Here is a 14,903-nt window from a genome sequence, read left to right as displayed (position 1 = left end):
GAGTACTGGGGATGCAGCGGAACAGGCGGAGTTTCCTCGCGCTCGCGGGACTGGGCGCGCTGGCGACGGCGTGCGGGTCGAACACCGGGCGGCAGGGCACGCCGCCGCCCTCGACGGCGTACTCGGCGGGCCCGCCGCCGTCGGACGCCCCCAAGGTCACGCTCCAGCAGTGGTACCACGCGTACGGCGAAGACGGCGTCCAGGAAGCGGTCAAGCGGTACGCCGCGACCTACCCGGGCGCCACAGTCGACGTGCAGTGGAACCCGGGCGACTACGACTCGAAGATCGTCACCGCGCTGCAGAACAGCAAGGTGCCGGACGTCTTCGAGGCGCAGGTCAAGATCGACTGGGTGCGGCAGAACCAGGTGGTGCCGCTCGACGACGTCCTCGGCCCGGCCAAGGGTGACTTCAGCCCGGCCGTGCTCGCCGCGCAGACCGTCGAGGGCAAGGTCTACGGCATCCCGCAGGCCATCGACACGCAGGTGCTCTTCTACCGCAAGAGCCTGCTGCAGGCCGCGGGTGTGCAGCCGCCGCAGACGGTCGACGAGCTGGTCGACGCGGCCGCCAAGCTCTCCAAGGACGGCGTCAAGGGCTTCTTCGCGGGCAACGACGGCGGCGTCGGCGTGCTCACCGGCCCGCTGCTGTGGTCGGCCGGCCTCGACTACCTGAAGAACGGCAACCGCGAGGTCGGCTTCGACGACCCGCGCGCGGCGACCGCGCTGGCCAAGCTGCACACGCTCAACGCCAACGGTTCGCTGCTGCTCGGCGCGCCGGCCGACTGGTCCGACCCGGGCGCGTTCGTCGACGGGCTCGCGGCGATGCAGTGGACCGGGCTGTGGAACGTGCCGAAGATCCGCGACGCGCTCGACGACGACTTCGGCGTGCTGCCGTTCCCGCGGCTGGACGGCAGCGGCGCGCCGTCGGTGCCGGTCGGCGCGTACGGCGCGATGGTGAACGCCAAGAGCGAGCACGTCGCCGAGGCCAAGGCGTTCGTGAAGTGGCTGTGGGTCGACAAGACCGACGACCAGCTGGAGTTCGCGACGAAGTTCGGCTTCCACGTCCCGGCGCGCCAGAGCCTCGCCGACCGCGCGGACAGCCTCAAGTCGGGCCCGGCCGCCGACGCCGCCCGGTTCGTCAAGGAGAACAGCCACCTCGTCGGCGGTCCGGTGTGGACGCAGCAGTCGAACACGGCGCTGTCCGACGCGGTCGCGAAGATTGCGAAGGAGGGGGCGGACCCGGTCGCGCAGACCAAGACGGCGGTCGAGGTGGCCAAGGCCGAGCTCAAGCGCCTGTTCGGATGAAGCGGCGCGACGCGCGTACGTTCTGGCTGTTCGTCGGGCCCTTTCTCCTGGGGCTCGCGGTGTTCGCGTACCTGCCGATCGGCTGGAGCGCGTACCTGTCCTTCTTCGACGCGCGCAACACGGTGACGCCGACGGAGTTCGTCGGGCTGGACAACTACGGGCACATGCTCACCGACGAGCCGTTCCTGTCGAGCCTCGGGACGTTCAGCGTGTTCGCGGTGTTCATCGTGCCGCTGACGTTCGTCCTGTCGCTGGCGCTCGCGCTCGGCGTCACCCAGCTCCGGTTCGCGCGGGCGTTCTTCCGGTCGGTGTTCTTCCTGCCGTTCGCGTGCTCCTACGTCGTGGCGTCGCTGATCTGGAAGACGTCGCTGTTCTCCGGGGTCCGCTACGGGCTGGCGAACACGGTGCTCGGCCTGTTCGGCGCGGACCCGGTGGCCTGGACCGGCACGGTGCACCCGCCGCTGTACTGGATCGTGCTGGTGACCGCGCGGCTGTGGCTGCAGCTGGGGTTCTACATGATCCTGTTCATCGCGGCGCTGCAGCGGATCCCGCACCACCTGTACGAAGCGGCCTGGCTCGACGGCGCGAAGCCGGGCTGGCAGGTGTTCCGGTACATCACGCTGCCGCAGCTGCGCGCGACCGCCGTGGCGGTGCTGCTGCTGAACCTGATCAACGCGTACCAGGCGTTCGACGAGTTCTACAACATCATGGGAGACTCCCGCGGCTACCCGCCGTTCGCCCGGCCGCCGCTGGTGTACCTGTACTACACGTCGCTGGGGTCGGGCGGCCAGGACCTCGGCCGCGGCAGCGCGGGAGCGGTGATCCTGGCGCTGATCATCGCGCTGGTGACGCTGCTGCAAGGCCGGGTCTTCCGCTTCGGACGTGTGTCGTGAAGGCCGTCTTCCGGTGGACGGCGCTGACGGCGGCGGCGGTGCTGTTCCTGCTGCCGTTCTACCTGCTGGTGCGCAACGGCCTGGCGTCGCGGGCGGAGATCACCGCTCCACAGTGGACGCTCTTCCCGGCCACCGTGCACTGGGAAAACTTCTCGAAGCTGTTCGCGCTCGACGACGTCCCCTTCGCGCGCAGCCTGCTGAACTCCGCGGTCGTGGCGGTGCTGCAGACGGTCGGCCTGCTGGTGGTCTGCTCGCTGGCGGGCTACGGCCTGGCCCGGATTCCGTACCGGCATTCCCGGATCGTGTTCTACGCGGTCCTGGCGACGCTGATGATCCCGACCTCGGTCACGTTCGTGCCGAGCTTCGTGGTGGTCTCGACGCTCGGCTGGCTGTCGGACTTCCGCGGGCTGGTGATCCCCGGGCTGTTCAGCGCGTTCAGCGTGTTCCTGTTCCGCCAGTACTTCCTGGACTTCCCACGCGAACTGGAGGAGGCCGGGCGTGTCGACGGGCTGACGCGCTGGGGCGTGTTCTGGCGGATCGTGGTGCCGAACTCGAGGGGCTTCTTCGCGGCGATCGCGGTCATCACGGTGATCGGCAGCTGGAACGCGTTCCTGTGGCCGCTGATCATCGCCCAGTCTCCCGATTCGTGGACCGTCCAGGTGGCGCTGTCGGGTCTGCTGACGGCCCAGAACCCGCAGCTGAACCTGCTCTTCCTGGCCGCCGCGGTGTCGATCCTGCCGATCGTGCTGCTGTTCGCGTTCCTGCAGCGGTACCTGGTTCGTGGGGTGACGGAGTCGGGCCTGACCGGCTGAGTAACGTGCCGTTGGTTACCGATCCGCCCACAGTCACGGCCGGACCAGCTGGGAGGAACGGTTGCGTGCCGCTGCGGGGGTCGGCCTGCCTCAGGCCGGATTGGTAACGTGCGAGGCCGTCCGGGCGACTCTGCTTTGGACCGACAGAAGCAGGTGCGCGGTGACCAGTTACGACCCTTACCAGCCGGATCAGCCGGGCCAGCAGCCGGTCAACCCGGCGTACCCGCCTTCGGCGCCGCAGTACGCGGTGCAGCCCTACGCGGCGCAACCGTATCCGGGGTACGGCCCCCAGCCCGGCTACGGCGCCTACCCGGGGTACCAGCCGCTGGCCACCAGCGGGATGGCGGTGGGCGGCATGGTCGTCGGCATCGTCGCCCTGGTCCTGTTCTGGGTCCCCTTCGTCGACCTGGTCCTCGGGTTCCTGGCGATCGGCCTGTCGTGGGGCGGCATGGTCCAGGCCGACCGGCCGGGCTACACAGGCAAGGGCATGGGCATCGCGGGCCTGGTGTGCGGCATCATCGCGGTGATCCCGGCAGTGATCGTGATGCTGTTCTTCTTCGGCATCATGGCGGCGGCCGGCACGGCCGCCTGCACCTACGCCTGCTGAACGCTCCTCCTCTCGGCTGAATCGACCACGACCTTCGGCGGTACACCCCACCCCGACGCCTGTGACAAGGTGGCTCGAAACGTCACGTTCACCGCCCGGACACCGGTGTCCGGCACGGTGCTGGGCAACCGAGAAACTGGGGAGCGAACAACCATGGCCGAACTCACCCGGCGCACCTTCGCCACCGCGGGCGCCGCCGGTCTCGGACTCCTGCTGTGCACGCCCACCGCGAACGCCCTCGACCGCGCTCTGCGGCGCACGAGCACCCGCTCGGTCAGCACCGCAGGCACGACCCTCGAACAGGTCGCCGCGGGCGGCGGCACCGGGAGTTACAGCCGCCTGTCCGCCGGGCCCGGCTGGCCGCTGGTCGTCCGGAGCGACCTCGCCACCCCGCAGACCGGCCGCGACGACCGGCGCCGCGCCCTCAGCGCGTTCGTGCAGTTCACCGACCTGCACATCACCGACACCGAGAGCCCCGCGCGCTTCGAGTACCTGCACCCCTTCATCGGCTCCGCGCACCGGCCGCAGGAGGCGCTCGGCACCGTCGCCACCTCCGCGCTCGTCGAACGCGTCAACAGCGTCCGCCAGGGCCCGTTCACCGGCCGGCCGTTCGACCTCATGGTCACCACCGGCGACAACACCGACAACCACGAGCTGATCGAGCTCGACTGGTTCCTCAAGGTGCTCAACGGCGGCAGCGTCACACCGAACTCCGGCGCCACGAACGCCTACGAAGGCGTCCAGAGCTCCGGCAACAAGGAGTTCTGGAACCCGTCGATCGCGGGCGTCGGCGACGACTACTCCGCCAAGGGCTTCCCGCAGCTGCCCGGCCTGCTCGAAGCGGGTATCAAGACTTTCACCGCGCCCGGCCTCGACGTCCCGTGGTACTGCACGTTCGGCAACCACGACGACAGCATCGTCGGCTCGCTGCCGGCGCAGATCCCCGGCATCGATGCCTTCTACACCGGCAAGTACAAGGTCATCGGCAAGGACGAGAGCACCGCGAAGAAGCTCGCCGACGCCATCGAGAAGCCCGGCTCCAGCGTGCCGGTCGCCGAGCTGTTCGGCGGCAGCGGCACGATCCGCGAGGTCACGCCGGCCGCGCGGCGCCGCCCGTTCACCACCGGCCAGTTCGTGCAAGCGCACCTCGACGCCGCGAACACCGGTCCCGGCCCGGTCGGGCACGGCTTCACCAGCGCCAACGCCGACGGCAAGAACGTCTACTACACGTTCCGGATCGCGCCGGGCATCACCGGGATCAGCCTCGACACGACGACCGACGCCGGGTTCGCCGACGGCTCGATCGGCCTAGCGCAGTTCACCTGGGTCGAGTCGACGCTGAAGCGCAACAGCTCGACGTACTACGACTTCTTCGGCCGCAGGGTCACCCACGACGTCACCGACGAGCTGTTCCTCCTGTTCAGCCACCACACCAGCGGCACGATGGGCAACGTGCTGCCCGACTCGCGCCACCTGCTCGATCCGCGGCTGGACGGCAACGCGTTCGTCGGGCTGCTCAAGCGGTTCCCGAACGTGCTGGCGTGGGTCAACGGCCACACGCACCTCAACAAGATCACCGCGCACGCCGGCACCACGCCGAAGCAGAGCTTCTGGGAGATCAACACCGCGTCACACGTCGACTTCCCGCAGCACGCCCGGATCGTCGAGGTCGCGGACAACGCCGACGGCACGTTGTCGCTGTTCACGACCCTGATCGAGGCCGAGGCGCCGTACGCCGTGGACTACGACGCGCGGACGCCGCAAGCGCTTGCGTCGCTGTACCGCGAGCTGTCCTACAACGACATCCACGTCGACCTCGGCCGCGTAGGGGACGCCGTCGACCACAACACGGAACTGCTGCTCGTCAACCCGCTGAGCTGAGCGCGTTACCCGCGAGGTAATCGCCCCGCGGCCGGTCTTGGGGCAGGCTTCGGGGCATGACCGATCCCGAGGGCACGCAGCTGTTCCACCGTTCCATGCCGTTCTCCGAGCGCCTCGGCGTCGAGGTGCTGGAACACGGCCCGGCGCTCGTCCGCAGCCGGCTCAAGTGGGACGAGAGCCTCTGCACGCTCGGCGGTGCGCTGCACGGGGGCGCGCTCATGGCGCTGGCCGACTCGACCGGCGCCGTGTGCGCGTTCCTCAACCTGCCCGAGGGCGGGCAGGGCACGACGACCGTCGAGTCGAAGACGAACTTCCTGCGCGCGGTGCGTTCGGGCCACGCCGTCGCGTCGGCCAGGCCACTGCACGCCGGCCGCAAGTTCGTCGTCGTGGAGACCGAAATCCACGACGACGACGGCAAGTTGGTCGCGAAAGTGACACAGACGCAGGCCGTCCTGTAGGTACCTGTTTACAGACCCGGCCCGACCGGCGAAAATCCCTGCCTACTGGGTGGGTCTATCAGGGAGCCGGGATGCACGTACGCAAGTTGTTCACCTTATTGTCGGTAGTCGTGTTGACGGCGGTAACCGCGCAAGTCGCCGAGGCCTCGCCCGCCCGGCCCCACGACGACGAGGCGATCGACTACCACGAGTGGAACGGCGGCCGCTTCCACGAAGGCGGCTTCGACGGCCTCGCGCTGACCCGTGACGGCCTGCGCATCACGCGCCCGGCCGGCACGGTCGAGCACACCGAGCCGGAGCTGGGCACGACGAGAACGTACGAGTACGGCCAGTGGACGTCACCGTCGTACCGGCAGGGCTTCGGCGCGACGCAGCTGGTCGCGTCGTGGAACGCGCAGACGCCGGCGAAGACCTGGCTGCAGGTCGAGGCGCAGGGCCGGACCTCGACGGGCGCCGAAACCGGCTGGTACGTGATGGGCCGCTGGGCCAGCGGCGACGCCGACATCCTGCGCACCAGCGTCGACGGCCAGGACGACGCGAACGCCGCCGTCGACGTCGACACGCTGGTCATGAAGACCGGCGTCACGCTGAAGTCGTACAAGCTGCGGATCAGCCTCTACCGGGAGAAGGGCTCGCACGCGACACCGTCGGTGACGTCGCTGGGTGCGATGACTTCGGCGGTGCCGGACCGCTTCGACGTCCAGACGACGAAGCCGGGCCGTGCCACCGGCATCGAGCTCAAGGTGCCGGCGTACGCGCAGAACCTCCACAAGGGACAGTTCCCGCAGTACGGCGGGGGCGGCGAGGCCTGGTGCAGCCCGACGTCGACCGAGATGGTGGCCGAGTACTGGGGCAAGAAGCCGTCGGCGGCGGAGATGTCCTGGATCCCGGCGGACTACGTCGACCCGTCGGTGGCCTTCGCGGCGCGCTACACGTACGACCACGCGTACGACGGCACCGGCAACTGGCCGTTCAACACGGGGTACGCGGCGTCGCGCGGGCTGCGCGGGCACATCACGCGGCTGCACTCGCTGAACGAGCTCGAGGGGTACATCGCGCGCGGCATCCCGGTGATCACGTCGCAGTCGTTCCTGGCGTCGGAGCTGGACGGCGCGGGGTACGGGACGGCCGGGCACATCATGGTGGTCGTCGGCTTCACGAAGGACGGCGACGTGATCGCGAACGACCCAGCGTCCAGCAGCAACGACCGCGTCCGCAACATCTACCAGCGCGACCAGTTCGAGAAGATCTGGCAGCGGACCAAGCGATACCGGGCCGACGGAACCGTCGCGAGCGGCCCCGGCGGGATCGCGTACATCATCACCCCGGCTTGAGGGCCGTGAATGTCGCATTGAGGGACGTGAAGTCCCTCAATGCGACATTCACGGCTTTTCACCAGGTCGCGCCGGCCTGCTGCCGCGTCGTGCGGTTGATCCGGTTGAAGAAGTTGGTGAGCGCGATGTTCAGGGTGATCGCCGACAGCTGCTTCTCGTCGAAGTGCTTCGCCGCCGCCTCCCAGATCTCGTCCGTCACCCCCGGCTCGCCGTCCTGGAGGCGGGTCGCGGCCTCCGTCAGCGCGAGCGCCGCCCGCTCCGGCTCCGTGTAGAACGGCGTCTCCCGCCACGCGACCACGTTGTGCAGCCGCTCCTCGGTCTCGCCGTGCCTCTTCGCCGACTGGACGCCGCCGAAGACGCACGGGCTGCAGCCGTTGATCTGGCTGGCCCGCAGGTGGACCAGCTCGAGCACCAGCGGGTCGACGCCGCCGGCCTGCACCGCCTTGATGATCTGCTGGATCGCTCCGAACACCTCGGGGTTCCCCGAGTCCTTCAGCCGTGCTTCCATCGGTCCTCCGGTTGTTACCTGTGCCCCTCCGGGCCCGTCATCCCCACGACGGAGCAGAACGGAGGAAGGTAACGACATGCCCGACACGGTGACCGAGGCCTTCGAAGCGCAGCGCGACCGGCTGCGCGCGGTGGCCCACCGCGTGCTCGGCTCGCACGCCGACGCCGAGGACGTCGTCCAGGAGGCTTGGCTGCGGCTGTCGCGCCAGGACGCCGGGACCATCCAGAACCTGGACGGCTGGCTGACCACGGTGGTCGGCCGGATCAGCCTGGACGTCCTGCGCTCGCGCCGGTCCCGGCCCGAGGCGCCCTACGACGAGATCGTCGTGGCGGTCGACGAAGGACCCGAGGACGACGTCACTCTGGCGGATTCGGTCGGGCTGGCGCTCCTGGTCGTCCTCGAGTCGCTGGGGCCGGGCGAGCGGCTGGCGTTCGTGCTGCACGACCTGTTCGCGGTGCCGTTCGAGGAGATCGGCCGGATCCTGGGCAAGTCCCCCGCTGCCAGCAAGATGCTCGCGAGCCGGGCCCGCCGGAAGGTCCGGACGCCGTCGCCGCCGCCGTCCGCCGGGCCCGGGCAGCGAGAGGTGGTGGACGCGTTCCTCCGAGCGGCCCGCGACGGCGACTTCGAGGGTTTGCTGCGCGTGCTCGACCCCGGCGTCAAGCTGACGGTCGACACCCCGGACGGCGTGGTGGTGGTCCTGGGAGCCACGAACGTCGCGGCGGGCGCCCGCTTCGGCGCGGCTTCGGACGGCCGCACGGTGCTGGTGGGCGGCCTGCCGGGAGTGGTGGCGTGGCGCCCGGACGGGTCACCGCTGTCGGTGGTGGCGTTCACGGTGGTCGACGGCCGGATCGCCGGGATCGCGGCGGTCGCGGACCCGGCCCGGCTGGCGTCGATGGCCCTGCCGCGGCCGCCCGGAACTGTCGGTACCTCCCGATAAGCTGGAAACCGGGGGCCGGAGGCACGCCCCCCGCGTCAGCTCGGTTCGCGCCGGTCGCCGGCGACGTCCGGGGAATCGCAGCCGCAGCTGCCGCCGCCGTCCCGCGGCTTCCGGCGCGGTGGCGGGCTCTGCGGCGGCAGCGCCGTGACCAGCACTGTGTCCGCGTCCAGCGGGCCGACCGCGGCCGCGCCGTCCGGCGAACCCAGCGGCGCGGCGCGCCCGGGCAGGACCTCGGTGAAGAACCGGCCGTTGTCCGGGGCGGCCGAGAGATCTTCCACTGCGAGGAACCTGGCCACTCACTCATGCGGATGTCGCCATCTCCGCATGATCCGTGATTAGCTGCGGGCAGAACCAGCAAAGCCGGAAGGTGGATTCGCATGCCGTACGAGGTCCAGGGGGTCGTTTCGCGGGCGAAGGGCGAGCCGGTCTCGCTGGAGACCGTCCTCGTCCCCGATCCGGGGCCGGGCGAGGCCGTCGTGAACGTGCAGGCCTGCGGGGTCTGCCACACCGACCTGCACTACCGCGAGGGCGGGATCAACGACGAGTTCCCGTTCCTGCTCGGCCACGAAGCCGCCGGGGTCGTCGAAGCCGTCGGCGAGGGCGTCACCGACCTCGAGCCCGGCGACTACGTCATCCTCAACTGGCGCGCCGTCTGCGGCACCTGCCGCGCCTGCAAGCGCGGCAAGCCCTGGTACTGCTTCTCGACCTTCAACGCCACCCAGCCGATGACGCTCCAGGACGGCACCAAGCTGTCGCCCGCGCTCGGCGTCGGCGCCTTCCTCGAGAAGACCCTCGTCCACAGCGGACAGTGCACGAAGGTCAACCGCGAGGCCGAACCCGCGGTCGCCGGGCTGCTCGGCTGCGGGGTGATGGCCGGGCTCGGCGCGGCCATCAACACCGGCGCCGTCACCCGGGGTGACTCGGTCGCGGTCATCGGCTGCGGCGGGGTCGGCGACGCGGCCATCGCGGGCGCGAAGCTGGCCGGCGCCACCACGATCGTCGCGATCGACATGGACGACCGGAAGCTGGAGTGGGCCAAGGACTTCGGCGCCACGCACACGGTCAACAGCCGCGGACTCAGCGAAGAAGCCGTCGTCGAGGCCATGCAGGACGCGACCAGCAGCTTCGGCCCGGACGTCGTGATCGACGCCGTCGGCCGGCCGGAGACGTGGCGCCAGGCCTTCTACGGGCGGGACCTGGCCGGCACGGTCGTGCTCGTCGGCGTCCCGACGCCGGAGATGCGCCTGAACGACCTGCCGCTGATCGACTTCTTCTCGCGCGGCGGCTCGCTCAAGTCGTCGTGGTACGGCGACTGCCTGCCGAGCCGCGACTTCCCGATGCTGGTGGACCTCTACCTGCAGGGCCGGTTGCCGCTCGACAAGTTCGTCACCGAGCGCATCGGCGTCGACGGCGTCGAGCAGGCCTTCGAGCGCATGCACCACGGTGACGTCCTGCGCAGCGTGGTGACCTTCTGAGCAGCATCTTCCGGGGCCGAGCCCCGGACCCCGGCCGGGGGGCAAGCCCCCCTGGACCCCCCGAAAGCCCGCTGTTCACCGACGACGAATACCCGGCCGAGCCCTACCCCGGGACCCGGCCGGGGTTCTCGTTCGTGCACGTCGACGGCATCGGGCACCCGCTCGACAGCGCCCCCGACGGCTGGCGGGACCGGATGGCCGTGCTGGCCTACGGCTCGAACGCGAACCCGTCGAAGATCACCTGGCTGCGCGCGCGGCTCGGGCTCGAAGGACCGGTCGTCGTCGCGCACGCGCGCTGCGGCGGGCTCGCCGCCGTGTGGGCCGCCGGGTTCCGCGTGGTCGACGACCAGCGCCCGGCCACCCTCACCGCCATGGACGGCGTCGAGGAGCACGCCATCTGGTTCGTGACGCCGGACCAGCTGGCCGTGCTCGACCGCTGCGAGGGCCGCGGCACGCGCTACGACCTGGTTCGGCTGACCGAACCCGACATCACGCTCGAAGACGGCACCCGGCTGAGGGAGGTCCACACGTACGTCGGCGCCGCACCGATCCGCTACCCGCTGCTGGTGGACGGCAAGCCGGTGCGCACCGCCGACGTTCCCCAAGCCGACGCGGCGGTGCTCGAAGGCGTCGCCGCGCCCGGCCACGGCGTCCCGTGCGAAGTGCTCAGACCAGCTTCCCCGGGTTGAGGATCCCGGTCGGGTCCACCGCGGACTTCGCCGCGCGCAACACTTCGACGCCGAGCGAGCCGATCTCCGCCTTCAGGTACGGCGCGTGGTCGACGCCGACGGCGTGGTGGTGCGAAATCGTGCCCAGCCCGGTGATCGCCTCGCACGCCGCCGCCTTCGCGCGCTGCCACTGGCCGACCGGGTCGGTCTCGTCGCGCGCCGTCAGGACCGTGAAGTACAGCGACGCGCCCGTCTCGTACGCGTGCGAAATGTGGCACATCACGATCGACCGGCCCAGCGACGCCGTGAGCGCCGCCCGGACGTCGTCGCGCAGTTCGTCCACATCAGACCAATAGGCCGCCGTCTCCAGCGTCTCGACGCAGACTCCTTGTCCCATCAGGACATCCCGCTGCCGAGGCCCGGCGAACCGGCCGTGCCGCCAGGACTCGCCGAGCGCCTTGCCGACGCGCACGGCCCCCGACGCCTTCAGCCGGCGAGTCGTCTCGCGGCGGCGCAGCGCCACGTCGTGCGCGGTGCCTTCCCAGCCGACGATGAGGAAGCACGGCCGCGCCACTCCGCGTGCGGCGAGGTAGCGGCGCAGCGCCGTCGTCTTGAGACCGGCGTTGAGCGCCAGGGAGACTTCGGTTTCGTCCCCGTCGGACAGCCGGGTGACGTCGGCGAGCGCGTGGTTTTGCGCGAGGTCGCGGACGGCCTCCCGGCCCGCGTCCCAGCTCGGCAGCGCGTAGCCCTCGTAGCGCTTGACCGGCGGCGCCGGGCGCACCCGCAGCGACACCTCGGTGATCACGCCGAGCGTCCCCTCGCTCCCGACCGCGAGCTGGCGCAGGTCCGGCCCGGCCGCCGACGCCGGGGCGACGCCGAGCTTCCACTCGCCGCGCGGGGTGGCCAGCCGCACGCCCTTGACCATGTCTTCGAAGCGCCCGTAGCCCGACGACGCCTGCCCGGCCGAGCGCGTCGCCGCGAAGCCGCCGATGGTGGCGCGCTCGAACGACTGAGGGATGTGCCCGAGCGTCAGGCCGTGTTCGCCGAGGAGGCGTTCGGCCTCGGGACCGCGGACGCCGGCCTGGAGGACGGCGAGGCGCGATTCGGCGTCGACCGACACCAGCGCGTCGAGCCGGACGAGGTCGAGCGCGATCACCGACGCCTTGCCCCCGCGCAGCGCCGCGACCCCGCCGACGACCGAGGTGCCGCCCCCGAAGGGCACCACGCCGACGTCGTGCCGGACGCAGACGTCGAGCACCGCCTGGACCTCGTCCGGGCCCGCGGGCAGCACGACCGCGTCGGGCACCGGGAAGTCCGCGCCGGGCGAACGGCGGCGCAGCAGGTCGAGGTAGGACAGCCCGGTCGCGCGCGCCAGCCGGGCCGCGTCGTCCACCAGCACGTTTTCCGCGCCGACCACTTCGGACAACGCGGTGAGAGCAGATCCGCCCAGTTTCGGTGACGGTATTTCCACCGGCAAATCGCCAGCTGGGGCAGCGTCGGGTGCCGTCTGGCCGATACGCTGTTCAAGCCACTTGGCCGCCCGCGCGGGCAGCCGGGCGGCGTCGGCGGCTTCCGAGGTCCAGGACCGTCGAAGGCGGTGGTCAATGAGCGCGTTCACCGATACAGTGTGACATATGGACGTGAAACGTCACACTATGGAGACGGCGGGATCTTCCGCGCTCGCGGACACCCGCAACCGTCAGACGGCGACGCGCGTGGCCGATGACGTGCTGCTCGACGCCGCGCGCTCGTGCGTGCTGGCCGTCGGTGTGCGCCGCACCACACTCGCCGAAATCGCCCGCACCGCCCGCGTCAGCCGGATGACGGTCTACCGTCGCTTCCCCGACGTCCGCAGCGTGCTCGCCGCGTTGATGACCCGCGAGTTCAGCGGGCTGCTGCGCACGGCGAGCGAACGCGGCGCCGAGGCCGCGAACAGCCGCGAGCGGCTCGTGCTGATCGCGTCGGCCGGCGTCCGCGCGCTGGCGGCCGACCCGCTGTTCCGCACGCTGCTCGACGTCGACCCCGAGCTGGTCCTGCCGTACATCGTGGAGCGGCTGGGCGCGACGCAGAAGTTCGCCGAAGCGGCGTTGCACCAGCTGCTGGAGGCCGGCCACCAGGACGGGTCGATCCGGCGGGCGCCGGTCGCGGCGCAGTCCCGGTCGGTGCTGCTGGTGGTCCAGTCGTTCGCGTTCTCGCTGCGGCCGGCCACGGTGGACGTCGGCGAGGCGGCGCTGCTGGCGGAGTTCACGCACGTGCTCGACGCGGCACTGAAGCCGTGAAGTCCGGCTCGCTCAACGCGCGGCGTCGCGAACGCGAGCTCGCGGAGCTGGCGGCGGGCGAGCGCGTCGACATCGTCGTGGTCGGCGGCGGCGTCACCGGCACGGGCATCGCCTTGGACGCGGCTTCTCGCGGGTTGTCGGTGGCGCTCGTCGAGGCGCACGACCTGGCGTTCGGGACGTCCCGCTGGTCGTCGAAGCTCGTGCACGGCGGCCTGCGGTACCTGGCGCACGGCGAGCTCGGCCTGGCGCACGAGAGCGCGGTCGAGCGCGGCATCCTCATGACGCGCACGGCCCCGCACCTCACGCGGGCGATGCCGCAGCTGTTCCCGTTGTACCCCAGCACATCCCGCGCGCAGCAGGCACTGGTGGCGGCGGGCTTGCGCGCCGGCGACGCCCTCCGCCGCGCGGCGCGGACGCCGTCGTCGGTCCTGCCGCGGCCGCGCTCGATCCCGGTCGCGGAAGCCTTGGCGCTGGCTCCCGGGCTTTCCCCGATCGGCCTACGCGGCGCTTTGCTGGCCTACGACGGCGCTTTGGTCGACGACGCGCGCCTGGTGGTTTCCCTGGCGCGGACGGCGGCGTCGTTCGGCGCCCGGATCCTGACGCGGCTTTCGGCTTCCTCGGTTTCCGCGGACCGCGTCACCGCGGTCGACGGCGTTTCGGGCGACACACTGGAGATCCACGCGCGGCAGGTGATCAACGCGACGGGCGTGTGGGCCGGGACGTTGACCGGCTCGGTGCGGTTGCGGCCGTCGCTGGGTTCGCACCTGGTGCTCGCGCCGGGGACGGTGCCGATGGGCACGACGTCGGTGAACATCGGGGTGCCGGGCGAGACCAACCGGTTCGTGTTCCTGCTTCCCCAGCCGGACGGCCGCGTCTACTTGGGACTGACGGACGAGCCCGTCTCGGGCCCGATCCCGGACGTGCCGGTGGTTCCCGAGTCCGATGTGGACTTCCTGCTGTCGTTGGCTTCAACGGTACTGGCTCGTCCGCTGACCCGTTCCGACGTGGCCGGTTCGTACGCCGGCCTGCGGCCGCTGATCGAGGGAACGGGCGGGCGCTCGGCGGACCTGTCGCGCAAGCACGCGGTACTGGCGGGCCCGGACGGGCTGCTGACGGTGGTCGGTGGGAAGCTGACGACGTATCGCCGGATGGCGGAGGACGCCGTCGACTCGGCGGTCCGCCTGGCCGGTCTCAGTGCTTCACCGTGCCGGACCACGCGATTGCCGTTGCTCGGGGCGGCTTCGCGGCCGCATCTATCTCTTGTGGACGCCGCGCCCCGGTTGGTGGCCCGCTACGGAACCGAGGCACCGCGGGTGGCGGCGTTGGGCGAGCTGGACGCGGAGTTCGCGGCCCCGGTGGCCCCGGGCTCGGCCATCACGGCGGCCGAGGTCGTGTGGGCGGTCCGGAACGAGGGCGCTTTGGACGTGGCGGACGTGCTGGAGCGCCGAACCCGGCTGGCGCTCATCCCTTCCGATGCGGAAGCCGCTCGGGCGCGGGTCGCGGAGCTTGTCGACAAGTCGCTCGCCGGCCTCGCCTGACCCGGCCCCAAGCGCCCCAATGTGGCATTGGGTGCGTCAGACGCACCCAATGTGGCGTTCGGTGCGTCTGACGCACCGAACGCCACATTGGGGCGCTTTCTCGATGACCGGTCCAAGTGGCCGCCAGGCACGGCACGCGGGCCGGCGGCTCCACAGAAACCATCCTTGATGTTCACTTAACTTGACGACTCGTTGGGTTTTTGCAACAGTAC

15 protein-coding genes are annotated in these 14,903 nt (G+C 70.9%); 12 read left to right on the top strand and 3 right to left on the bottom strand.

The window, feature by feature from the left end; all coding sequences use genetic code 11:
• The first annotated feature begins 11 nt into the window (after nucleotides 1-11).
• From ACZ4TR_RS06165 to ACZ4TR_RS06135, 7 genes are all read left to right on the top strand, one after another.
• The gene (locus ACZ4TR_RS06165; protein WP_465285985.1) at nucleotides 12-1,301 is read left to right on the top strand and encodes an ABC transporter substrate-binding protein; all 1,290 of its coding nucleotides are present in this window, start codon (nucleotides 12-14) and stop codon (nucleotides 1,299-1,301) included.
• Entirely contained in the window at nucleotides 1,298-2,194 is an 897-nt protein-coding gene (locus ACZ4TR_RS06160) for a carbohydrate ABC transporter permease (protein WP_465285984.1), read from the top strand. Before ACZ4TR_RS06165 ends, ACZ4TR_RS06160 begins: the two co-directional genes overlap by 4 nt.
• Nucleotides 2,191-3,006 (top strand): carbohydrate ABC transporter permease, encoded by an 816-nt coding sequence (locus ACZ4TR_RS06155; RefSeq protein WP_465285983.1) that lies wholly within the window; start codon nucleotides 2,191-2,193, stop codon nucleotides 3,004-3,006. Before ACZ4TR_RS06160 ends, ACZ4TR_RS06155 begins: the two co-directional genes overlap by 4 nt.
• Before the next feature lie 160 nt (nucleotides 3,007-3,166).
• Nucleotides 3,167-3,613, top strand: coding sequence for a DUF4190 domain-containing protein (locus tag ACZ4TR_RS06150; RefSeq protein ID WP_465285982.1), 447 nt, complete (start codon nucleotides 3,167-3,169; stop codon nucleotides 3,611-3,613).
• A 153-nt stretch (nucleotides 3,614-3,766) separates the two neighbouring features.
• Nucleotides 3,767-5,494 carry a TIGR03767 family metallophosphoesterase gene (locus ACZ4TR_RS06145; RefSeq protein ID WP_465285981.1) on the top strand — a complete coding sequence of 576 codons (1,728 nt, stop codon included), beginning with the start codon at nucleotides 3,767-3,769 and terminating at the stop codon, nucleotides 5,492-5,494.
• 56 nt (nucleotides 5,495-5,550) lie between these two features.
• Nucleotides 5,551-5,952, top strand: a complete 402-nt coding sequence (locus ACZ4TR_RS06140) for a PaaI family thioesterase (protein ID WP_465285980.1) — start codon at nucleotides 5,551-5,553, stop codon at nucleotides 5,950-5,952.
• A gap of 71 nt (nucleotides 5,953-6,023) precedes the next feature.
• Complete coding sequence (locus ACZ4TR_RS06135) at nucleotides 6,024-7,286, top strand: peptidase C39 family protein (protein WP_465285979.1); 1,263 nt, start codon at nucleotides 6,024-6,026, stop codon at nucleotides 7,284-7,286.
• A 58-nt stretch (nucleotides 7,287-7,344) separates the two neighbouring features.
• Here ACZ4TR_RS06135 and ACZ4TR_RS06130 read toward each other — a convergent pair whose 3' ends face one another.
• Entirely contained in the window at nucleotides 7,345-7,794 is a 450-nt protein-coding gene (locus tag ACZ4TR_RS06130; RefSeq protein WP_465285978.1) for a carboxymuconolactone decarboxylase family protein, read from the bottom strand.
• A gap of 76 nt (nucleotides 7,795-7,870) precedes the next feature.
• Here ACZ4TR_RS06130 and ACZ4TR_RS06125 point away from each other — a divergent pair, with 76 nt between their 5' ends.
• Nucleotides 7,871-8,731: a sigma-70 family RNA polymerase sigma factor gene (locus tag ACZ4TR_RS06125; RefSeq protein ID WP_465285977.1), complete on the top strand. Its 861-nt coding sequence runs from the start codon at nucleotides 7,871-7,873 to the stop codon at nucleotides 8,729-8,731.
• Nucleotides 8,732-8,766: 35 nt separating this feature from the next.
• On the opposite strand, the gene ACZ4TR_RS06120 is transcribed toward ACZ4TR_RS06125, so the two are convergent.
• Complete coding sequence (locus ACZ4TR_RS06120; RefSeq protein ID WP_465285976.1) at nucleotides 8,767-9,009, bottom strand: hypothetical protein; 243 nt, start codon at nucleotides 9,007-9,009, stop codon at nucleotides 8,767-8,769.
• A 99-nt stretch (nucleotides 9,010-9,108) separates the two neighbouring features.
• Here ACZ4TR_RS06120 and ACZ4TR_RS06115 point away from each other — a divergent pair, with 99 nt between their 5' ends.
• Both ACZ4TR_RS06115 and ACZ4TR_RS06110 read left to right on the top strand, forming a co-directional pair.
• Nucleotides 9,109-10,206 (top strand): S-(hydroxymethyl)mycothiol dehydrogenase, encoded by a 1,098-nt coding sequence (locus tag ACZ4TR_RS06115; RefSeq protein ID WP_465285975.1) that lies wholly within the window; start codon nucleotides 9,109-9,111, stop codon nucleotides 10,204-10,206.
• Nucleotides 10,207-10,340: 134 nt separating this feature from the next.
• Complete coding sequence (locus ACZ4TR_RS06110) at nucleotides 10,341-10,895, top strand: gamma-glutamylcyclotransferase family protein (RefSeq protein WP_465285974.1); 555 nt, start codon at nucleotides 10,341-10,343, stop codon at nucleotides 10,893-10,895.
• Here the strand turns inward: ACZ4TR_RS06110 and ACZ4TR_RS06105 are convergent.
• On the bottom strand, nucleotides 10,873-12,492 hold the full coding sequence (locus ACZ4TR_RS06105; protein WP_465285973.1) for an FAD-binding oxidoreductase: 1,620 nt from the start codon (nucleotides 12,490-12,492) through the stop codon (nucleotides 10,873-10,875). The two genes, ACZ4TR_RS06110 and ACZ4TR_RS06105, sit on opposite strands and share 23 nt — an antisense overlap.
• 97 nt (nucleotides 12,493-12,589) lie before the next feature.
• On the opposite strand from ACZ4TR_RS06105, the gene ACZ4TR_RS06100 reads away from it, so the two are divergent.
• Complete coding sequence (locus ACZ4TR_RS06100) at nucleotides 12,590-13,153, top strand: TetR/AcrR family transcriptional regulator (RefSeq protein ID WP_465286305.1); 564 nt, start codon at nucleotides 12,590-12,592, stop codon at nucleotides 13,151-13,153.
• Nucleotides 13,150-14,691 carry a glycerol-3-phosphate dehydrogenase/oxidase gene (locus ACZ4TR_RS06095; RefSeq protein WP_465285972.1) on the top strand — a complete coding sequence of 514 codons (1,542 nt, stop codon included), beginning with the start codon at nucleotides 13,150-13,152 and terminating at the stop codon, nucleotides 14,689-14,691. The genes ACZ4TR_RS06100 and ACZ4TR_RS06095 overlap by 4 nt, the downstream gene beginning before the upstream one ends.
• Nucleotides 14,692-14,903 lie beyond the last annotated feature (212 nt).

It is taken from the genome of Amycolatopsis sp. NPDC028719, from assembly GCF_055565395.1.
This window is presented reverse-complemented; position numbering and strand designations above follow the sequence as displayed.